Origin of the sequence: Streptomyces sp. A0642, from assembly GCF_004795105.1 — a bacterium.
In the GTDB taxonomy this organism is placed as follows: Bacteria; Actinomycetota; Actinomycetes; order Streptomycetales; family Streptomycetaceae; genus Streptomyces.
This window is the reverse complement of the sequence record NZ_SSBL01000002.1, coordinates 128,093-148,216: the sequence shown is the minus strand read 5'-3', so window position 1 is coordinate 148,216 and position 20,124 is coordinate 128,093. Positions and strand designations below refer to the sequence as shown.

The window sequence follows — 20,124 nt, the reverse complement described above, 5'->3', positions numbered from 1 at the left end:
TGGTGTGCGGTGCTTGACCCCCGTGCGTGTCACGGCCGCGAAGCCGTACGGGCGTTGCGCGCGCGCCGGCCGCCCGCGCGCGGCCGGCCCGTCAGGTCTCCGTACGGAAGGCGTCTCCCCAGACGGGCCAGCGGCGAGAACGCCATGAACAGCGGGGACAGGGCGAGGGCTGCCGCGGTCACCCACAGGCTCGTACGCAGGCCCCAGTGGTCCGCCAGGAAGCCGCCCAGCAGGGAGCCGACCGGAGTCAGGCCCATACCGGCGAAGTTGATCGTCGCCACGACCCGGCCCTGTATCCGTACGGGCGTGAGGGCCTGACGCACCGCCATCATCGTGACGTTGACCAACTGGCCGAAGACGCCGAAGAGGAAGTTGACGCCGATGAGTACGGGGAGCGCGAGGGCCGCGGATCCGTGCAGCGCCGGTACGCACAGCATCACGCCGTCCGCGACGACCGCGGAGGACACCAGCACGTTGCCGTAGCCGAACCGCCCCGGAAGCCTCGCCGCCAGCAGCGACCCCACCACCGCCCCCGGGCCGACCGCGGCCAGCGCCACGCCGATGGCCGTGCCCGACAGGTGCAGACCGCGCGGGAGGTACAGCAGGTACACGGTCATCAGCGCGGCGAACCAGAACTGGAAGAGCGCCGACGCCACTCCCACCGCCCGCAGGGAGGCATGGCCGGCCACGAAACGCAGGCCCTCGTGGATCTGCCGTAGGACGCCGGCAGGGCCGTCCCCCCGCGCGGGGAGCCGCTCACGCCGGCGGATCCGCCGGATCGACACGGACGACACCGCGAAGAACAACGCGCCGGTGGCGACGGCGACCGGACCTGGGAACAGCGACACCAGCATGCCCCCGAGCGCCGGGCCGCCGGTCTGCGCCGCCGACCTGCTGCCCTCCAGCGCGCTGTTGCCCTGCAACAGCCGGTCGCGTTCCACCAGTCGTACGAGCGAGGCCTGGTACGCCACGTCGAAGAACACGCTCAGTACGCCGACGAGCAGCGCGACGACGAGCAGGACGGGCAGCCCGAGCACGCCGAGCAGATACGCGGCGGGGATCGCTCCCAGTGCGAGCGCCCGGCCGCAGTCCGCCAGCACCATCACCGTACGGGCGCGCCGGCGGTCCACCCACGCGCCCGCGAAGAGCGAGAGCAGCAGGATCGGCGCCTGCTCCACCGCACGCAGGGCGCCGAGTTGGCCCGGACCCGCGTGGAGCGACACCACGGCGATGAGCGGCAGAACCACCTGCGTGGCCTGCGCCCCGAACTGGGACGCGGTCTGGCCCGCCCACAGCCTGCGGAAGTCCGCATCCCGCCACACGCTCGGCGCGGCCCCGGCCCGGTCGTGGTCGGCCGCCTTCATCGCGGGCCCCGCACGCGCGGGCCTTGAGGGGTGTGTTCAGGGGGAGCCGGGGAGCGGCGGGAGGTATGGGCGGGTGGCATGAATGGCACGAGGACCCCTTGAGCTGCGGAGCAGAAGGAAACACTCGCCGCGCCGGGGCACAGGGAAGTGCGCCGGCGGTCGGGCGAGAAGGCTCGCTGCACCGCGGAACGGGGGCGGCACGCGATGACGGGTCGATCACGACCTACGACGTCAGCGCGCGCCCGGGCGACCGGGCATCTCCACTCCTGCCTCAAGGATCACGTGTGGTCCGAGGATAGCTGTCGCGGGTCATGACGTTGTTGACGCCGATGGTCATCGGATCTCGTTGTCGGGATGCTGAGCGTCGTAGGCCTGGCGGGCATGGGCGATGGTGTCCCGGTGCTCGAGTGACCAGTCGGCCAGTGCCTTGACGAGGTGGGTGAGGCTTGCGCCGGTCTCGGTGAGCCGGTAGTCGACCTGGGCAGGCACGGTGGGGTAGACGGTCCGGATCACCAGCCCGTCGCGTTCCAGCCGGCGCACGGTCAGCGTCAGCATCCGCTGGGAGATTCCGTCGATGGCGCGCTGAAGCTGCCGGAAGCGCCGCGCGCCGTTCGCGAGCTCGACGATCACGAGGACCGACCACTTGTCGCCCACCCGGTCGAGAACATCGCGGATCCCGCAGTCGGGGTGGTCCGGCTGCCCGCAGGGTTCCAGCTCGGCGGGGCCGGCGGTTACACCGGTGTGCGTCACTGACATGAGACTGCCTCCTTGTGGGCCGACCGTGGCCGGTTCAGGATCGCCGTAGTTACTGAAGAGAACCACGGCAGGAGACCGAACCGCAATGATCATGGTGACCGGTGCGAACGGACAGCTCGCCTCCCTCACGCTCCAGGAGTTGGCCGACCGGAAGGTGCCCGCCCTGGGCGGCAGCCGAACACCCGCCGAAGGGCAGCGCCACCTGGACTTCGACGCCCCCACCAGCCTGGACCTCACCGGTGTCTCGACGCTGGTCCTGGTCTCGGCCGGGTATGCCGAGGACGACCAGGTCATCGCTCGTCACCGGGCCCTTCTTGACGCTGCGGTCCGCGGCGGCGTCACGCACGTGATCTACACCAGCCTGACCGGCGCCGGGGACCACCTCGGATTCGCGCTCGCCCACCGCGCCACTGAGGATTTGGTCAAGGCCTGCGGTCGCGGGTGGACGATCTTGCGCAACGGGCTCTACGCCGAGCTCTTCGGAGCGTTGCTGACGTGGACACCCGATGGCCTGGAGTCAGCTTTTGGCGATGGCGCTCTCTCCGCGGTGGCTCGGGCGGACCTGGCCACGGCCGCAGCCATCGTCGCCGGCCACCCGACCGCGCACGTCGACAAGACCTACGACCTGGTCGGCGACCCGATCACCGCCGGGGACGTCGCCGAACGTCTCGACGTCGCCCACCGAGCGATGGGGCTCAGCGAGTACCGCGCCCGGCTCCTCTCGGACGACGCCCTGCTGCCGTTCCAGCCGCCGATGCTCGCCTCGATCGCCACCAGCGTCCGCCATGGGTTCCTCGGCAACTCCAGCCCCGACCTCGTCGGCCTGCTCGACCGACCGCTCACCGACGCGTTGGCCGTTGCGGCGGACACCGCGGCCGCTCTGCGTCCCGGCGAACGCTGACGCGGATGGTTCGTCGCAACGCGCCGCTGTCCCTCGAAAGCCGTCGGCGGCTGGTCGAGCGTTGCCTTACCCCGTCCCCTCGCACTCGTGGCCGCTGAGACGGGCATCTCCCGTGCGTGCGCGTCGAAGTGGGTCAACCGCCACCGCCAGGATGGGGAACTCGGCCTCTTGGATCGTTCCTCGGCCCCTCACCGCCGCCGACAGCAGTCTCTGCGGACGCCGTGGCACGGATCGAGGACCTACGTCACACGCGAAGCCCACGGCATCACCCGCATCGAGGGGCAGCGAATGAGTGCTCCGCAATTGGTTCGCGGGTGGCCCGGGCAACGGGCGATAGTTGCGGGAATGCGTCATCGACCCGGGAGGGAGTGACGCGTAGTACCGCGACAGCGAGGGCGCAGGGTGAGCAAGAGGCGTTACGTGGCCAGGGGCGTGCCGGGCGGATACCGCATCTGGGACAACCGGGGGCGTAAATGGTGGGGGGACCACTATGAGCTCTGCCCCGACGACCTGCTGCGCGAGCTGAACGGCGACGCGAACCTGGAGGCGATCACCGCCCTCATGAAGCGGTACAGGGCGTTGAAGCGGTAGGAACGGGGCGGGGGGCCGGGCAGCAGTGGAGCGGGGGCGTGCCGCCTCACCGGTCCCTCCCGCTTCACCCGTTCGGCCGCGTCGAGTAGCCGCCCCGGAGTGCGCCGAGCAGGGTCGGTCTGACGCGCAGTTCCACCGGCCAAGGAGTCCTCATGGCACAGACCGCGCCCCCACCGGGCAGTCCTTCCCCGCCTCCGTCCCACCCCGGGGGCATCAACCCCTGGGCGGCCGGCGGGATCACGTTCGCCGGTGTCCTGCTGATGGTCGACGGGGTGCTGGGGGCGATCAAGGGCATTGCCGGAATCGCGTCGAACGACGTCTACGCACGGATCGACGACTACGCCTTCAAGTTCAACGTGACCGCCTGGGGATGGATCCACCTCGTCCTCGGCGTCATCCTCGCCGTCGTCGGCTGGGGCATTCTCAAGGGGGCGTCCTGGGCGCGCGGGGTCGGTGTCGGACTTGCGGCCCTCAACATGATCGCCACCTTCATGTGGCTGCCGTACCAGCCGATCTGGGCCGTCGTCTCCCTCGCCATCGACACCTTCGTGATCTGGGCCCTGTGCACGGGTTCCTCCAAGGCGGTCATCTGACGGACACCGGCGACGGTCCCGGCCCGGTGGTGGCAGCCGCTGTCCGCCGGTCCGGAACCGCCGCCGGGGCCGGATCCGGCCCCGAGGGCGGCCGGTCCGGACCGCGCTCACCGCGCACGACCGCTGAAGGGGAGTCTCTCCGTGTCCGAAGAAGGAACGAACGAGCTGGTGGAGCTGGCCGCCGAGGCGTACGTCTACGGCTGTCCGCTCGTCCTCGACCTGTCGATGGTCGACACGTGCGTGCACGAGGGTTTCGGCCCGGTCGCGGCCGCCCCCTTCAACCGGTTCTCCCACTCCACCCGGCTCGGCGACGCCGGTACGCGCTTCGCCTCCGTCAACAACGACACCGCCTACTCCCTCGCGCAGCTCGACCTCTCCAGCGGGCCCCTGCGGCTGCACGTCCCGGACACCGGCGGGGCGTACTACGTCGTGCAGTTCGTCGACGCCTGGACCAACAACTTCGCCTACGTCGGCAGCCGGGCCACGGGCACGGAGGCGGGCGACTGGCTCATCGTGCCGCCCGGGTGGGCGGGCACCTCCCCGGCCGACGTGCGCGGTGTGATCGACGCCCCCACCTCCGTGGTCACCCTCGTCGGCCGCAACGCCTGCGACGGCCCGGAGGATCTGGAGCGGCGGGTCCGTCCGTTGCAGGAGCGGTTCACGCTCACTCCCCTCAAGGGGAGCGAGCACGGCAGCGGTCTGCCCGCGCCCGACGCCGGAGTGCCCGCGGAGCTCGGCTTCTTCGAGCGGCTGCGGGTATGGATGGCCGACTTCCCGCCGTCCGCCGCCGACCGCGCCCACCAGGACCGGTTCCAGCCGCTGGGGCTCCTGGAGGAGGGGCCTTCGCCCTATGCCGCGGCCGTCCCCGCCCTCGTAGGCGCCCTGAAGGAAGGACTCGCGCGGGGCAGGGAACGAGTGGAGGCGGCCGGTGTGCCGGGCGCCGGGGGAGGGGGGAAGTGGATGATGAACCCGCACCTCTTCGACTACAACCTCGACTGGTTCGGCGTGGGGACGATCGACTCGCCGGAATGGAAGATCGCGGACCGGAAGGACGCCTACCTCGCCAGGGCGGTGGCGGCGCGGGTCGGACTGTGGGGGAACCACGGCTACGAGGCGGTGTACGCGCAGGCCTTCCGCGACTCCGACGGCGAGCCGCTCAGCGGTGCCCACCGCTACGAGCTCCGCTTCGAGGAGCTGCCGCCGGTCGACGCGTTCTGGTCCCTGACCATGTACGACGTCCCGGACTCCTACCTGGTCGGCAATCCCGCGGGCAGGTACTCGATCGGGGACCGTACGCCGGGGATCGTGCACGCAGACGACGGCTCGCTGACGATCCACATCAGCAGGGAGCGGCCCGCCGACCCGGCCGCCGCCGCCAACTGGCTGCCCGCGCCCGAGGGGAACTTCCGGCCCGCTTTCAGGCTCTACATGCCGAAGACGCCGGTCCTCGACGGGCAGTACGAGCTCCCCGTCATCCGCCGGGTCGGGGCGGCCGGCCAGGGGTGACACCGGTCCGGCGGGCAGGCCGGCCGGTGATGTCACCGCGGTGGGCGCCGGCGGGACCGGGACGTTGTCAGTGGGGCGGTCCACACTGGAGACATGTGCCGAAGCATCAAGACCCTCCGCCCCCCGGCCCTCCCCGAGGAGGCCACCGAGGAGGACGTCCGCGCCGCCGCCCTGCAGTTCGTCCGCAAGGTGTCCGGCTTCCGCGCCCCGGCCGCGCACAACAAGGAGGTCTTCGACCGGGCCGTCGACGAGATCGCCGAAGCGACGGCCCGGCTGCTGGACGGACTGGAAGTGCGGGGTGGTGTCAGGACGCCGTAGGGACCGGTGCGGAGGCCGCCGCGGCCGCGGCGGCCGGGCGCTTCATCAGGAACGCGGCGAACGCGCCGGCGACGAACAGGGCCAGCACCGAGAGGGCCGTACCCAGCCAGCTCGCGCCGAGCCAGTGCGCGCCGAAGTAGCCGAGCCCGACGCTGTATCCCGCCCAGGCGACGCCCGCCACGGCGGACCACGGCAGGAATTCCTTCACGTCGCGGTGCGAGGCGCCCGCGCCCAGTGAGACGACCGAGCGGCCCGCCGGTGCGAAGCGTGCGATGACGACGAGGACTCCGCCGCCACGGCTGAGGGCCGCGCCGAGACGTTCCTGCGCCGAGGTGAGCCGGCGTGAGCGGGCGATGGCGCGGTCCAGGCGCTCACCGCCGCGCCAGGCCAGCCGGTACGCGACGAGGTCGCCGAGGACGGAGGCGGTGGCCGCGCAGAGGATCAGGGCCAGGACCGAGGGCACCTCGGTCACGTGGCGGGCCGCGCCCGCGGCGTCGGCGGCCACGGACGTGGTGCCCGCGGCGGCGGCCGTGGCGGCGGTGATCACGAGGACCCCGCTCGGCAGCACGGGAAGGAAGACGTCCAGCAGCACGGAGAGGGCGACCACGACGTAGATCCATGGGCTGCCGGTCAGCGCACCCACACTCTCGAGCACCTTCTACTCCCCGATCAGTAACAACGCCGCGACGTCGCAGGGGAGCGGCAGGAGCGGCAGGGCCAGCTGTACAGCGTACGCCTGCCGTTGATCCGGAGATCCGAATACGGGAATGATGTTGGGCATCTCACGTGCCTCGAGCGCCCCAGGTGTCCCCCGGGGTCGTGTCGGCCGCTCCCCGTGCCGGACGTGCCTCGTGCCCGCCGGGGAGCGGTCCCGGCGGGCACGAGGTCTCGCGGCGGACCCGGTCGGTGCGGGTCCGTGCGGTGGGGTGCGGGGAGCGGTCAGGCGGCGACCGGGGTGCTGGGCTCCGGTGCGCGGTCCTGGTCACCCTTCGCGGCGGTGCGGGAGGTGAACAGCCGGTCCAGGGCCAGGGCGCCGGGGCCGGTGAAGACGATCAGCAGGAAGGCCCAGCAGTAGACGGCCGAGGGCTCGCCGCCGTTCTCCAGGGGGAAGAGCGCCTCCGGCTGGTGGACCTTGAAGTACGCGTACGCCATCGAGCCGGACGAGATGAGGGCCGCGAAACGGGTGCCGAGGCCCAGCACCACGAGGCTGCCGCCGACGAGCTGGATGACCGCCGCGTACCAGCCGGGCCAGGTGCCGGCGGGTATGGTGCCGCCGCCCATGGCTCCGCCGAGTACGCCGAAGAGCGAGGCGGCACCGTGGCAGGCGAAGAGCAGGCCCACGACGGCGCGGAAGAGCGCCAGGGCATAGGGCTGTGCCTGATTCAAGCGTGTGGACATGGGGGGAGTGCTCCTTCGGTCTGAGGGGGACGGAAACCGACTGAGCGCCAAAGATTAGGGAGACCTCACCAATACTTGCAAGTTCAACGTTTTGTCGACTGGCTGAAACTGGGCGGGGCTTCATCGGTCAGCGGGCGAGCGAAGACCCGCTCCAGCACGGCTCCGGTCTTCCCCGGCCTGGCCTGCACCATTGACAGCGCGGCTTTCCGGCCACTCAAGGTCAGCGTCATCAGCTGGTTGCCGAACCACGGTCCGCCCGTCCTGTGCCACCGCAACGACGGCGGCCCGGTGCGCCCGTGCCGCGCCAGCAGCCGGCCGAGCAGCCGCCCCGCCCGGCTCCAGGCGAAACGGAAGCCGGCCCTGAGCGGCGTGGGAATGGAGTTGTGCACGGGAGAGCAGGTCAGCTGCAGGACGCGAGCGACGGGTGTGCCGCCCGGGGTGGTGGTGGGCCCGATGGGCTCGGCGACGTACGCATGGTGCACATCGCCCGACAGCACGCATACCGTCGCCGGAGCCCCGGGCCCCTCGGCCACTTCACGGATCAGCTCCGTCAGGCGCTCGAACGACTCCGGGAAGGCGGCCCAATGCTCCAGGTCGGAGCGCTGCCGCAGGTACTCGCCGACCCTCGCCCAGCGGCCGTCCGGCCCGCCGCGCTCACCCCGGCACAGGGCGGAGCTCCACTGCTCCGCGTCATGGACCATGGGCGGCAGGAGCCACGGCAGCGACGTGCCGATCAGAAGGTGGTCGCAGGAACCGGGGGCGGCGAGCGCCGCGTCGCGCAGCCACTTCTCCTCCTGTGTATGGAGCATCGACCGCTGTTGTTCGTCCAGTACCCGGGCCGCGCGGCTGTCCACCATGAGCAGCCGTACTCGGCCGAAAATGCGTTGGTAGCTCCAGCGGGCGCGCGTGGGGTCGGCGGCCGCCCCGGCGGCGAAACCGCGGACCGCCTCCGTGCCGTCCGGGGTGGCGTGGACGGCCGCGAGGAGCGGGTCAGCGGCGAGTTCGGCGGGGGAGAGGTTGCCCAGGTGCTGGTAGACCCAGTACGACATCAGGCCGCTGACGATCCGCTCGTTCCACCAGCTCGTGGCGCGGATGCCGGCCAGCCAGGCGGCGCTGGTGTTCCAGTCGTCGATCACGTCGTGATCGTCGAAGATCATGCAACTGGGAACCGTCGAGAGCAGCCACCGCACCTCGGGGTCGCGCCAGGACTCGTCGTACAGGCAGGTGTACTCGTCGTAGTCCGCCACCTCCGCCCCCGGGGGCTCGCCCAGATCGCGCCGGGCCGCCAGGCGGCGCCGGGTCGCCTCCGACGTCTCGTCGGCGTACACCTGGTCGCCCAGGAGCAGCAGCACGTCGGGGCGTGCGGCGCTCGGATCGGCGGCCAGGCGTGCGGCGAGGGCGTCCAGGGCATCCGGGCCGACGGGGTCGCTCCGGTGCGACAGATGCCCGTCGGCGGGCGGCGCAGCCCAGCGGCAGGAGCCGAACGCGACCCGGACCGTCGCGGGTCCGTCCCCGTCCTCGTCCGCCGCCCCGGGTATGGGCGGAGTGGTGATCGTGCTGGGCGGGAAAGGGTGGTCTCCGAGAGGCGGCCACACCGTGCGGTCGTCGAGCACTACCTCGTACGCCGTGGTCGAGCCGGGCGTCAGGCCGGTCACCACCACCAGGGCGTAGTGATGCCCGGCGACCGCGAAGGTGCGGGACGAGCCCGACGCCCCGTCCGCGCACCGGACCTCGACCGTGCACGGCCGGTCCGTCTCGACCCAGACCGTCGCGGTGGAGGCGGTCTCCCAGTCGACGTACCGCAGCACGGGTCCCAGGCGCAGCTCGGTCATGTGGTGCTCCTCGCGTTGTCGTTCCGTACGAGCCGGTTCCGTACGGACGGTACCGAGGGCGGTTCCGTACGCGCATGCCTGCGGGGGGTTCCGGGCCCGGGGGTGGGCGGCCGGTCCCGTACCGCGCGGAACGACGGGGAGCGGAGGCGGTTGCGGGCAGGCACCGCCTCAGTCGGCGGCGGGCCTCCATCCCTCCGCCTCGCGCGCCGCCGCCCGTGCGCCCAGGAGGCCGACGGTCGGCGAGACCGCGGCACACGCCGACACACCGGCGGCCAGGACGGTCCAGGACACGGAGCCTTCCCGCACCAGGGCGATGAAGAACACCGAGTGCCAGGCGGTCACCGCGCCGGTGACGACGGTGGCGACGAGCAGCGGCACCGTGAGGTGCCAGGAGACCACGGACCGGAACACGCGGTGGCGGCCGGTCAGGACGGACAGGGGGGCGAGGGCGTGGCGGATCCGGACGAACTCCGCCGCCGCGCTCGAGAAGGGGGACGGCCGGGCCGGGGTGTTGCGGGGCCCGGCCGCCCGGGGTCAGCAGCCGTTGAGCACGGACTGCAGGGCGGACTTCTCGGCCGAGTCGATGCTCAGGCTGTAGTAGTGCTTCACGTGCACCCAGGCGCGTACGTACGTGCACTTGTAGGTGGTGCGCGAGGGGAGCCAGGTCGCGGGGTCCTGGTCGCCCTTGGCCTGGTTGACGTTGTCCGTGACGGCGATGAGCTGGGGACGCGTCAGGTCGTTGGCGTACGACTGCCGTTGGGCGGTGGTCCAGGCGGACGCGCCCGAGCGCCAGGCCTCGGCGAGCGGGACCATGTGGTCGATGTCCACGTCGGACGCGGCGGTCCAGGTGGCGCCGTCGTACTCCGAGTACCAACTTCCGCTCACCGCGGCGCAGCTGGAGTCCTGGGTGACGTTCGTGCCGTCACGCTTGAGGACGACCTCGCGGGTGTTGCAGGCGCCCGACTGGGTGATCCAGTGCGGGAACTTGTCCCTGCTGTATCCGGTGGACGAGCCCTCCGCCTTCACGGTCAGCTCGCTCAGATACGTACGGGCGGTGGCGGCCGAGACCGGAGTCGGCATGGCTGCCTGGGCGCTGGGGGCCGTGAGCAGTCCGGTGGTTGCGGCGAGGGCGGCGGATGCGGCGAGCACGGCTATGCGACGCGCGTAGATACCTGACATGCGAACTCCCTTGATGTGGGGGGTGGTTGGACGGCCCGCGCGGAGCGGCCCGGCCAGCGTGGCGGCGCCAGGTTTCCGTGGGGTGGGCGCCAGGTAACAGCGTGGCGACATGGGCACGTCACATCAAGGGTTCTGACGAAGTGGTTCGTGGCGCGGGGGCGTACCGGAGTGCGTGCGCGGGCGTACGGAACTGAGGGGGCGGCAGTTTCCTGGAGGGGGGCCGGGGCCGGGCGGGCCGCTCCGACCGGGCGCGGGACTCCGGTTCACGGCGGGGGGACCGGTGCGGGCGGCCCTAGGGTGGCGGCGTGCTGCTTCCGGTCAACATCACGCTCGGCGTCGTCCTGGCGCTGCTGCTCGCGGCGGCCGCCGCCGTCGCCTCGTTCGCGTCCCTCGGCCGGTCGCGCGAGATCGTGGTGGCCGGGCTGCGGGCCGCGGTCCAGCTCGCCGCGGTCTCCGCGCTCATCGGCTGGGTGGTCCACGCCGTTGCGCCGATGTTCGCGTTCATCGGGCTGATGTTCGCGGTGGCCGTGTGGACCGCGGGCCGCCGGATCACGGGAAACCGCACGTGGTGGTGGGTGGCCGCGCCGATCGGGGCGGGAGTGGCGCCGGTCGTGGTCGTGCTGCTGCTCACCGGTCTCGTGCCGGTCCGGGGCATCGCGCTGATCCCCGTGGCGGGCATTCTCATCGGAGGGGCGCTCACCGCGACCGTGCTCGGCGGCCGGCGGGCGCTCGACGAACTGTCCACCCGGCGGGGGGAGGTCGAGGCGGCGATGGCCCTCGGGTTTCCGGACCGGGACGCACGGCTGGAGATCGCCAGGCCCGCGGCGTCGGACGCGCTGCTGCCGGGGCTCGACCAGACGCGCACGGTGGGGCTCGTCACGCTGCCCGGGGCGTTCGTGGGCATGCTGCTCGGCGGCGCCTCACCGGTGCAGGCGGGTGCCGTACAGCTGTTCGTGCTGGTAGCCCTGATGGCCGTACAGGCCGCGGCCGTCGCGACCGTGCTGGAACTGGTGGCCCGGGGGCGGCTGCACCGGAACCCGGCCGAGGAGAGGGCCGCGGCGCGCCGAGCCCGCCGGGGCGGGGCCCGCTGAGGAGTGGGCGGGCGGTGGGGGCCGGGGGCGCGCCTGTCGGGGTTGTTGTGCGTGCGTGCGTGTGCGGCGCGAGGGTGGGGGCGTCGCGTCGTCGTGCGTACGGGTGAGGGCGGGGCGCGTCGCGTCGCGTTGTCTCGTACGGGCGAGGGCGGTGGCTACCGCGGGCTGATGTGCAGCGCGATCGTGCCGTCCGCGGCCGCTTCCACCCGGATCTGCGCGAGGTCGTCGACATGGGCGTCGGGGGAGAGCGCCGCCGCGCGCGGGCCGACGCCCACGACCCGCATGCCCGCCGCCCGGCCGGCCGCGATGCCCGCCTCGGAGTCCTCGAAGACGATGCAGTCCGCCGGGGCGAAGCCTAGGCCGGCCGCGCCCTTGAGGAAGCCCTCGGGGTCCGGCTTGCTGGCGCCGACGCTCTCGGCGGTGACGCGGAGCTCCGGCATCCGCAGCCCGGCCGCGGTCATCCGGGCCCGGGCCAGAGCCAGGTCGGCCGAGGTGACCAGGGCGTGCGGGAGCGGGGCGATCGCGTCCATGAAGGCGGGGGCGCCACCGATCGGGACGACGCCGTCGGTGTCGGCGGTCTCCTCGGCGAGCATCAGCCGGTTGTCCGCGTAGTTCTCCTCCATCGGCCGGTCCGGGAGGAGCAACGCCATGGTGGCGTACCCCTGCCGGCCGTGGACCACCTGGAGTGCCGCCTCCGGGTCCAGGCCCTGCCGCAGCGCCCACCGCCGCCAGCAGCGCTCCACGACGGCGTCTGAGTTCACCAGGGTGCCGTCCATGTCGAGGAGGAGGGCGTGGGCGGTGAGGACGGTGGCCGGCATGGGCGGGCTCCAGAGCGGGGGGAAGCGAGCGTCGCGCGGAGACGTGCGGCGCGGGAAAGAGAACAAGCGGCCCCCGCTCGCCGGTCAGGGTATGCGCGCGGAGGCCACTTTGTTCCTCCACGATACAAAAACGGGGCCGGGAAAGCCAATCCCGGCCCCGAAGCTCCGAGGAAGCCGGTCCCCCCGGCTCCGAGGCTCCGGGGGATCTGATCCGCCCGGCCCGGGCTTCGGGGCGGCCGATCCGCCCGGCCCGGGCTCCGGGGCCAGCCGATCCGCCCGGGGAGCCCGCCGCCCTCGTCAGTGGCGCCCCTGCCCCGTCGTGGCTGCTTCCAGTACCCGTCGGGTGTTCGGGCCGTAGACCCCTTCCGGGTCGCCCTGGATGCCCCTCCATATCTGGTACTCGTGCACGGCGTCCTCGACCCGCTCCGTGTACGTGTCACCGAGCGGCCCGTTCAGCACCCACGCTTCCTGGAGTCTGCGCTGCAGCTCGGCGACCTCCGGACCCTCGTCCCCGCGCCGCAGCGTCGCTCCGTCCTCCGGCTGGGCGGGTGGCGCCACCTCCGCGGGCGCGCTGCTCCCCGCCGTGGCCGCCGGGGACGAGGCGGCGGCCGACGGGGACGAGGACGCCGAAGCCGACGCGGACCGGGACGCCGAGGCGGACGGGGACGGCGATGCGGAGCGGGACGCCGAGGCCGAGGCGGACGGCGATCCGGACGCCGAACGCGACGGTGACGAGGAGGCGGACGCCGACGCTGAGCCCGAGGGCGCGGTGCTCTCCTCGGGGAGGCTCGTCACCGTGGACGGCAGCGCCTGATCCAGGTCCGCCTCCTGGCTCCTGTCCCCGTTGAACAGGCCGCCGACGAAGGCCGCCGTGCCGACCACCGTGACGACGGCCACGCCCGCGACGAGCGCCGCGAAGGGCCGGCGGCGGCGTGGCTGCACGGGGTCCGGGCCGTGCGTGAGGAGCGTGGCGTCGGAGGGGTCCGCCGCGTGGTCCGGAGCGCCCGGCCGCTGCGGGGAGGCCGGCCCCGCGGGGTCCAGGAACAGGGGCATCGTCGCGGCGGCGTCCCCCGGCTGCCCGGGTGCGTGTCCCTGCGGCGGGCCGGAGGGGCCGGTCGCCGCGTCCTCGCCGCCCAGGGTCACGTACGGCCGGATGCGCAGGGGGTCGAAGTCCTCCGCCGCCGCCATGTCCGCCGACCGTTCGGCGTGGTGCTGCTCCGTGATGCGCTGCTGCTCGGCGGTCCGCTCCGCGTCACTGAGGTGATGCGGCGCGGCGGCGCCCTGCTGCGCGGTGGCCGCGTCGTCGCCGGCCTGCCGGTGCCCGTCCGCCCCGTACGGCGCGGCGTCCTGCCGCCCTCCCGCACCGCCTTCGGCCGGCTGCGCGGCGCAGGCGCAGCCCGGGCCGGCGCCGGGTCTCTTGTCCGTACCGCACTCCGGGCATATATGTCCGGTCATGGTGGGTCCCCTCCCCTTGAACTGCCTGCGATTATGCAGCCCGTCGCCGGGAAGCCCAATCATGAAGTCCCTCGGCAGGCCATAACGGGCCATAACAGACAGGATGGGGGAGTAGCGGACCCGAGGAGATGTCTTATGGCCCAGCAGTTGAGCCCTACGGCCCCCGCACCCGGCGGCGAACGCTCCACGCGGTCGGTTCTGGTGGCGATCGGCGCACTGCTCCTCGGCATGCTCCTGGCCGCACTCGACCAGACCATCGTCTCCACCGCGCTGCCGACGATCGTCAGCGATCTCGGCGGTCTGGAACACCTGTCCTGGGTGGTCACGGCCTATCTGCTGGCGTCGACCGCCGCGACCCCGCTGTGGGGCAAGCTCGGCGACCAGTACGGGCGCAAGAAGCTCTTCCAGATCGCCATCGTCATCTTCCTGATCGGCTCCGCCCTGTGCGGGATCGCCCAGAACATGCCGCAGCTGATCGGCTTCCGGGCCCTCCAGGGGCTGGGCGGCGGCGGGTTGATGGTCCTGTCTATGGCGATCGTCGGCGACATCGTCTCGCCCCGCGAACGCGGCAAGTACCAGGGGCTGTTCGGGGCGGTGTTCGGTGCCACGAGCGTCCTCGGGCCGCTCCTCGGCGGCTTCTTCACCGAGCACCTCAGCTGGCGCTGGGTCTTCTACATCAACCTCCCCATCGGCGTCGTCGCCCTCGGCGTGATCGCCGCCGTGCTGCACATCCCGGTCCGCCGGACGAAGCACACCATCGACTACCTCGGCACCTTCCTCATCGCCTCCGTCGCCACCTGCCTGGTCCTCGTCGCCTCGCTCGGCGGCACCACCTGGGCCTGGGGATCGGCGCGGATCATCGGCCTGGCCGTCCTCAGCGTGGTCCTGCTGATCGCCTTCGTGTACGTGGAGCGGCGCGCGGCCGAACCCGTCCTGCCGCTGAAGCTGTTCAGGATCAGGACCTTCAGCCTCGTCGCGGTGATCAGCTTCGTCGTCGGCTTCGCGATGTTCGGCGCGATGACCTACCTGCCGACGTTCCTCCAGGTGGTCCACCACATCACGCCGACGATGTCCGGCGTCCACATGCTCCCCATGGTGTTCGGTCTGCTGATCACCTCGACCGCGTCCGGCCAGATCGTCAGCCGTACGGGCCGCTGGAAGGTCTTCCCGGTCCTCGGCACCGGCCTCACCGCGGTCGGGCTGCTGCTCCTGCACCGGCTGACGGAGTCCAGCCCCACGTGGGAGATGAGCATCTACTTCTTCGTCTTCGGCGCGGGACTCGGCCTGGTGATGCAGGTGCTGGTCCTGGTCGTGCAGAACGCCGTCTCGTACCAGGACCTCGGCGTGGCCACGTCGGGCGCGACCTTCTTCCGCTCCATCGGCGCCTCGTTCGGCGTCGCCATCTTCGGCACCATCTTCACCAGCCGGCTCACCGACAAGCTCGGCTCCGCGCTCGCCGGCCAGCCGCTGCCGCCCGGCGTCAGCGCCGAGGGGCTGGCCGCCGACCCGCGCGCGATCGGGCAGCTGCCGCCGGCGCTCCAGCAGCCCGTGCTCCACGCGTACTCCACGTCCATCACCGATGTGTTCCTGTACGCCGCACCCGTCGTCCTGATCGCCTTCGTCTTCGCCTGGCTCCTCAAGGAGGACAAGCTGCGCGGTTCGGTGACCGCCCCCGACACCAGCGAGACCCTGGCGTCGAACCCGGTCGAGCGGTCCTCGTACGACGAGTGCGCACGCGCGCTCTCGGTCCTCGCCACCCGGGAGGGCCGTCGCGAGGTCTACGTGAAGATCACCGAGAAGGCCGGCTACGACCTGCTGCCGGCCGCGAGCTGGATGCTGCTGCGCATCAAACGGCACGGCACGGTCGAACCCGCCCGGCTCGCCGAGGTCGCCCCCGTACCGCTGCGGGTGGTCAGCGACGCCGCCCGGCAGTTGGAGGAGCGCGGCCTGGCCCGCCGGGTGGGCGTGCAGATGGTGCTCACCGAACCGGGTGCCGAGGCCGTGGTGAAGCTGTCCCGGGCCCGTGAGGAGTCCCTGGCCGAGCTGCTGGGCGACTGGTGGGGTCCGGACCGGCCGACCGACCTGGTCGCGCTGGTGTCGGAACTGACGACGGAGACGAGCGGGTCGAGCAGGGAGCGCCCCCACAGCCCGGAGCCCAAGCGGGACCACGCGGCCGGCCACCCCCCGCCGCACCACCCCCCGACCTGAGCCGTGTGCCCGCCGGGCGCGGGGACGCCACCGGTCACAGCTCCTTGGCGAACCAGTGCTCCGCGTACGGGCGCCGGTGGAAGGCCGGGACCTCCCGGTAGCCGTGCTTGGCGTACAGTCCGCGCGCCTCGACGAGGTCGTGACGGGTGTCGAGCCGGATCTGCCGCACACCGAGGGCGGACGCCAGGCTCTCGACGGCCGCGAGCAGCAGCCCCCCGCCGCCCGTACCGCGCGCCTCGGGGCGTACGTAGACCCGGGTCAGCTCCGCGACGCCCGCGTCCAGGAGGATCAGCCCGGCGCAGGCCGCCGCACGGCCCTCGAAACGGCCGACGACGAACTCGCCGGCCGGCGGGGCGAGCTGCTCGGAACCGTCGTCGGTGAGCCCCTCGTCGATCTCCTCCGCCGTCGCCGCGCGGCCCCAGTACGGGCTGGCCACCTCGTCGTAGTAGTCCCGGCGCAGCGCGGCGGCGTCGGGGGAGTCGAAGCGTTCGGGGGTCACGGTCCAGGTCATCGGGGCATTCTGGCGGGCGCGCGACCGTGGGGAAAAGCGATTTGATTCGCGGAGGGGGACGGACCCAGGACCGCGGTCCGGCTTCTTCACCCGGCGCACGCGTGTTCACGTTCCGGCCGCCCGGCCTCCGCTCTCACTTCAGCGGCGAGGGCACGGTGACCGGCGGCGGCGGTGTCACCGGACGCCGCCGCCGGGCGCGCAGCACCAGAGACAGGGCCGCCACCACCACCCCCGCGCCACCGAGCAGTGTCAGCATCCAGGCCGGGAAGCCGCCCACGGTCAGCAGCTCGTCCCGGTAGTGCGTGATCCGGTACGGGGTGTCCGCAGCGGCCGCCCGCAGCTCGTGGTCGCCGTCGATCAGTCCCGGCCGCGGGAACGACTGGTCGATCGCCGTGACGAACACCGGCTTCCCGCTCGTCAGCGCACCCAGCGCCGGGTACGCGCTCCGCTCCCGCCCGGGGTCGACCCGCCCCGCGTACGTCACCTCCGGCGGCAGCCCGCCGATGGCGCCGCGCGGTTCCATGCGGTGCGCCGCGAGGACGTACAGGCCCAGCGACTGCGGCGTCGCGGCGAGCCGCGACAGCCGCATCGGGTACACGAGCCGGTCGCTGGCGAACCGCAGCCGCAGCGGGTCGAGCGTGCCGCTCAGCGGGCTCCCGGACTCCCGGGGGGCCAGGCGCACGGCCACGTACTCCCACTTCTGCTCGACGTAGGGGCGCAGCGCCGTCGCGAGCCGGTCCGGCAGCTCGAAGCCGTTCTCCTTCAGCCAGCCCTCCAGCGCCGCGGGGTCGGTCGCCGCCAGGCGGGCCACGTCGAACGGGCCGAGCCGTTCGCGTCCCACGACCTCGACCGGGGCGGCGCCCGCCGGAGCGCCGGCGCCGGCCCCGGACCCGTCGCCCGAGCCGCCGAAGGGCCAGTCCTTCGCGCGTGGCCAGAAGTAGTGCCGGGTGGCGGTCACCGGAGCCGTGAGGGTGCGGAGTTCGGAGAAGAGGGCAGCGTCCCCGAGCTCGACCGTGGCCCGGTGCGGCACGGGCATGATCCAGGCGGCCGCCGGGGCGTCACCGCGCACCGTGAGCCGCATGACGATCTGTTCCGTGCCGCCGTCCCAGCCGACGACGGACGTCTCGCGGTCGACCGACACCCGGTCGTCGCGGTCCACGACCATCGCTCCGCAACCGCACGCGTACGCCGGCGCGATCAGCGACCCCAGCTGGGCCGCGAACACCAGCACGACCAGGGACAGCGCGCGGAGCGCCCACCCGCCCGGCCGATTCCGCACCGCTGTCCTTCTCCCCGCGCACCGCATGGTCCGTGTTCCTCCCCGTGGTCACCGGTCAGGGGCTCAGACGTGCGGGCGGCCCCGCCGGTTCCGGCCGCTGTGGCCCGCCCGCACGGCCCGGCCGGGCATTCTTTCGGACAAAAGGCGGGTGACAGTCAGGTGAAGAGGGGGTGATTGTGTCTACCTCATAGGGCAATGCGAAGGTTTCAGAGCATGCCGGGCAGAGAATCGGCACCAAACGTTGGGAGGGTCGGCGCAACGTGGCGAACGCGGAGCACAGTGTGCGCACAGACGCGGCGACGGGAGCGAGGACCGGGGCTGCCCGTGCCGTGCTCTGGCTCGTGGTGGCCGTACTGGCCGTGCGGCAGATGGCGGTGGTGCTGCGGCAGCCGCCAGGCGAACGGCTCACCGACCTGGAGACGTGGATCGGTGAGAACGGTGTGCTCCATGTGACGGGCTCGCTGTACGACACCGACCGGTTCACCGGCACCCCGTTCGCCGGTCTGGTGCTCAAGCCGCTGACCCGCACGGCCGAACAGAGCCTCGGCGTCGCCTGGACCTTCGGCTCCCTGCTCCTCGTCGCCGCCCTCGGCCTCATCGCGGCCCGCGCCCTGCCCGCCCCCGTCAGCCGCCGCACGGCCCTGCTCGCCGCCCCCGTCGCCATCAGCCTGCTGATGCTCTCGCTGCCGGTGCGCAACGCCCTCCACCTGGGGCAGACCAGCATCCTGCCGGTCCTCCTGGTCCTCGTCGGCTGTTTCGTGGTCCGCGGCGAACGGGCCTCGGGCGTCCTCATCGGGATCGCGGCCGCCCTCCAGCCGACCGTGCTGCTCTTCGCCGTCCTGCTCTGGCTGACCGGAAGACGCGGGGCGGCGCTGACCGGCGGCGCGGCCTTCGCGGGCTGCACGGCACTGGCCTGGGCCGCGATGCCGCACGACTCGTGGACGTACTGGGTGCACCACGTCGCGGGCGCCGGGCTCGGCGACCAGGCGGACAGCCTCGCCAACCAGTCGCTGCACGGCGCCCTGCTCCGCCTGGGCCTCGCGGGTCCGCTGGAGATCGCCCTCTTCGTGGTGCTGGCCGCGGCCGTCTGCTTCACCGGGCTGCGCCGCGCCGCCCGGTACGCGCGCGACGGCCAGCTGCTCCTCGCCGTGGCCGTGACCGGCTGCGTCTGCGTCGCCGTGGCGCCCACCGCCTGGCAGCACCAGCTGCTGTGGATACTGCTCGCCGTCGTCGGCCGGGTCGGCAAGCGGGCCTCCGACCGGCTGGTGTGGCCGGCCGTCGTGATCCTCGTCGTCACGCTGCCGGGCAAGATGCTGCTGCCGAACATCGAGGCGATGTTCCCGGTCCGCGACAACGTGCTGCTGATCGCCGCGCTCGCGGCCGCGTGCGTCGCCCCCTTCCTGCCGCGCACCTCGCCGTACTGGCAGGAGCCGGTCCCCACCGACCACGCGTCCCCGGTCGCCGCCCGGTGGAGCAGGGTGCCGCTGCTGCCGTTCTGGCGGCGTGTGCTCAGCCGGCCCAACCTGCTGCTGGAACTCCTGCTGATCAGGGTCGTCTACTCGGCGTACCAGCAGGTCAGGCTGGCCGCGACGGCGGGCCGCGCCACCGCGGAGCACCACGGCCGGCAGATCCACTCGATCGAGCAGTGGCTGCACATCGACATCGAGCACTGGGCCAACCACTCGGTGGTGAGGGTCGGCTGGCTGCGGGACTTCTTCGACTACTACTACTCGACGTTCCACTTCATCGTGCCGCTGGCCATCCTGGGCGTGCTGTACGTACGCCGCCCCGCGGACTACCGCTGGGTCCGCAGCTCCATCGGCTTCGCCACGCTGCTCGCCCTGGTTGGGTTCTGGCTCTACCCGCTGGCTCCGCCGCGGCTGATGCCGGGGCTCGGCTTCATCGACACGGTGCACGGCGTCCAGGACTTCGCCAAGCCCGATTACGGCACGCTGACCGGGGTCACCAACCAGTACGCCGCGATGCCCTCGCTGCACTTCGGCTGGTCCCTGTGGTGCGGTGTGGTGATCGTGATGCTCGCTCCGAAGATCTGGATGAAGGCCCTGGGACTGCTCCACCCGCTGTTCACGGTCTCGGCGATCGTCGCGACCGGCAACCACTGGGTGCTCGACGCGGTGGGCGGGGCGGCGGTGGTGGCCCTCGGCTTCGGTCTCACGTACACGCTCTGCGGCCCGCGCGGGCTGCGCGAGCCGGGGGACGGGGAGCCGCGGGACGGGATCAGGACGACGGCACGTTCGACACCCGTCGGGCGGGTCACCGAAAGCGCCTGATCGCCGGCGCCGGCCCGCCGATGGCCGAAGGGG

19 protein-coding genes and 1 pseudogene are annotated in these 20,124 nt (G+C 72.6%); 9 read left to right on the top strand and 11 right to left on the bottom strand.

All coding sequences use genetic code 11. The features are described 5' to 3' along the window. Positions 1-29: 29 nt before the first annotated feature. Together E6R60_RS04190 and E6R60_RS04185 are read right to left on the bottom strand one after the other, a co-directional pair. A complete protein-coding gene (locus tag E6R60_RS04190; RefSeq protein WP_136325035.1) occupies positions 30-1,364 on the bottom strand; it encodes an MFS transporter in 1,335 nt (444 codons plus the stop codon). A 333-nt stretch (positions 1,365-1,697) separates the two neighbouring features. Continuing rightward, positions 1,698-2,120, bottom strand: a complete 423-nt coding sequence (locus E6R60_RS04185) for a helix-turn-helix domain-containing protein (RefSeq protein ID WP_136325034.1) — start codon at positions 2,118-2,120, stop codon at positions 1,698-1,700. A gap of 85 nt (positions 2,121-2,205) precedes the next feature. On the opposite strand from E6R60_RS04185, the gene E6R60_RS04180 reads away from it, so the two are divergent. The 6 genes and pseudogenes from E6R60_RS04180 (at position 2,206) to E6R60_RS04155 (ending at position 6,029) form a co-directional block, all read left to right on the top strand. Then, positions 2,206-3,021, top strand: a complete 816-nt coding sequence (locus E6R60_RS04180; RefSeq protein WP_136325033.1) for an NAD(P)H-binding protein — start codon at positions 2,206-2,208, stop codon at positions 3,019-3,021. A 5-nt stretch (positions 3,022-3,026) separates the two neighbouring features. Continuing rightward, positions 3,027-3,266 (top strand): annotated as a pseudogene (locus tag E6R60_RS37170) (leucine zipper domain-containing protein); the annotation flags it as partial. 157 nt (positions 3,267-3,423) lie between these two features. Further along, positions 3,424-3,612, top strand: coding sequence for a hypothetical protein (locus E6R60_RS04170; RefSeq protein ID WP_136325032.1), 189 nt, complete (start codon positions 3,424-3,426; stop codon positions 3,610-3,612). A 152-nt stretch (positions 3,613-3,764) separates the two neighbouring features. Beyond that, entirely contained in the window at positions 3,765-4,205 is a 441-nt protein-coding gene (locus tag E6R60_RS04165; RefSeq protein ID WP_136325031.1) for a hypothetical protein, read from the top strand. Positions 4,206-4,346: 141 nt separating this feature from the next. Then, a complete protein-coding gene (locus E6R60_RS04160) occupies positions 4,347-5,711 on the top strand; it encodes a DUF1254 domain-containing protein (protein ID WP_240802386.1) in 1,365 nt (454 codons plus the stop codon). 93 nt (positions 5,712-5,804) lie between these two features. Next, complete coding sequence (locus E6R60_RS04155; protein ID WP_136325030.1) at positions 5,805-6,029, top strand: DUF2277 domain-containing protein; 225 nt, start codon at positions 5,805-5,807, stop codon at positions 6,027-6,029. On the opposite strand, the gene E6R60_RS04150 is transcribed toward E6R60_RS04155, so the two are convergent. The 5 genes from E6R60_RS04150 to E6R60_RS04130 all read right to left on the bottom strand — a co-directional run bounded on the left by E6R60_RS04150 (position 6,016) and on the right by E6R60_RS04130 (position 10,438). After that, entirely contained in the window at positions 6,016-6,684 is a 669-nt protein-coding gene (locus E6R60_RS04150) for a VTT domain-containing protein (protein ID WP_136325029.1), read from the bottom strand. The two genes, E6R60_RS04155 and E6R60_RS04150, sit on opposite strands and share 14 nt — an antisense overlap. A 284-nt stretch (positions 6,685-6,968) precedes the next feature. Then, positions 6,969-7,427 carry a DoxX family protein gene (locus E6R60_RS04145; protein ID WP_136325028.1) on the bottom strand — a complete coding sequence of 153 codons (459 nt, stop codon included), beginning with the start codon at positions 7,425-7,427 and terminating at the stop codon, positions 6,969-6,971. 83 nt (positions 7,428-7,510) lie between these two features. After that, positions 7,511-9,259 carry an alkaline phosphatase D family protein gene (locus tag E6R60_RS04140; protein ID WP_136325027.1) on the bottom strand — a complete coding sequence of 583 codons (1,749 nt, stop codon included), beginning with the start codon at positions 9,257-9,259 and terminating at the stop codon, positions 7,511-7,513. A 168-nt stretch (positions 9,260-9,427) separates the two neighbouring features. Continuing rightward, positions 9,428-9,658 (bottom strand): hypothetical protein, encoded by a 231-nt coding sequence (locus tag E6R60_RS04135; RefSeq protein ID WP_240802385.1) that lies wholly within the window; start codon positions 9,656-9,658, stop codon positions 9,428-9,430. Between the two features lie 135 nt (positions 9,659-9,793). After that, positions 9,794-10,438 (bottom strand): HNH endonuclease family protein, encoded by a 645-nt coding sequence (locus E6R60_RS04130; RefSeq protein WP_136325026.1) that lies wholly within the window; start codon positions 10,436-10,438, stop codon positions 9,794-9,796. A 305-nt stretch (positions 10,439-10,743) separates the two neighbouring features. Between E6R60_RS04130 and E6R60_RS04125 the strand changes: the two genes are divergently transcribed. Further along, the gene (locus E6R60_RS04125) at positions 10,744-11,529 is read left to right on the top strand and encodes an ABC transporter permease (protein WP_136325025.1); all 786 of its coding nucleotides are present in this window, start codon (positions 10,744-10,746) and stop codon (positions 11,527-11,529) included. Between the two features lie 155 nt (positions 11,530-11,684). Here E6R60_RS04125 and E6R60_RS04120 read toward each other — a convergent pair whose 3' ends face one another. Both E6R60_RS04120 and E6R60_RS04115 read right to left on the bottom strand, forming a co-directional pair. Beyond that, positions 11,685-12,347, bottom strand: a complete 663-nt coding sequence (locus E6R60_RS04120; RefSeq protein WP_136325024.1) for an HAD-IA family hydrolase — start codon at positions 12,345-12,347, stop codon at positions 11,685-11,687. A gap of 297 nt (positions 12,348-12,644) precedes the next feature. After that, positions 12,645-13,802, bottom strand: coding sequence for a peptidoglycan-binding domain-containing protein (locus E6R60_RS04115; RefSeq protein ID WP_136325023.1), 1,158 nt, complete (start codon positions 13,800-13,802; stop codon positions 12,645-12,647). A gap of 135 nt (positions 13,803-13,937) precedes the next feature. Here E6R60_RS04115 and E6R60_RS04110 point away from each other — a divergent pair, with 135 nt between their 5' ends. Then, complete coding sequence (locus E6R60_RS04110) at positions 13,938-16,010, top strand: MDR family MFS transporter (RefSeq protein WP_136325022.1); 2,073 nt, start codon at positions 13,938-13,940, stop codon at positions 16,008-16,010. Between the two features lie 34 nt (positions 16,011-16,044). On the opposite strand, the gene E6R60_RS04105 is transcribed toward E6R60_RS04110, so the two are convergent. After that, positions 16,045-16,521 carry a GNAT family N-acetyltransferase gene (locus E6R60_RS04105; RefSeq protein WP_136325021.1) on the bottom strand — a complete coding sequence of 159 codons (477 nt, stop codon included), beginning with the start codon at positions 16,519-16,521 and terminating at the stop codon, positions 16,045-16,047. 133 nt (positions 16,522-16,654) lie between these two features. Then, positions 16,655-17,800, bottom strand: a complete 1,146-nt coding sequence (locus E6R60_RS04100; RefSeq protein ID WP_240802384.1) for a DUF2330 domain-containing protein — start codon at positions 17,798-17,800, stop codon at positions 16,655-16,657. Positions 17,801-18,081: 281 nt separating this feature from the next. Between E6R60_RS04100 and E6R60_RS04095 the strand changes: the two genes are divergently transcribed. Continuing rightward, a complete protein-coding gene (locus E6R60_RS04095; RefSeq protein ID WP_240802383.1) occupies positions 18,082-20,091 on the top strand; it encodes a bifunctional glycosyltransferase 87/phosphatase PAP2 family protein in 2,010 nt (669 codons plus the stop codon). Positions 20,092-20,124: the final 33 nt, after the last annotated feature.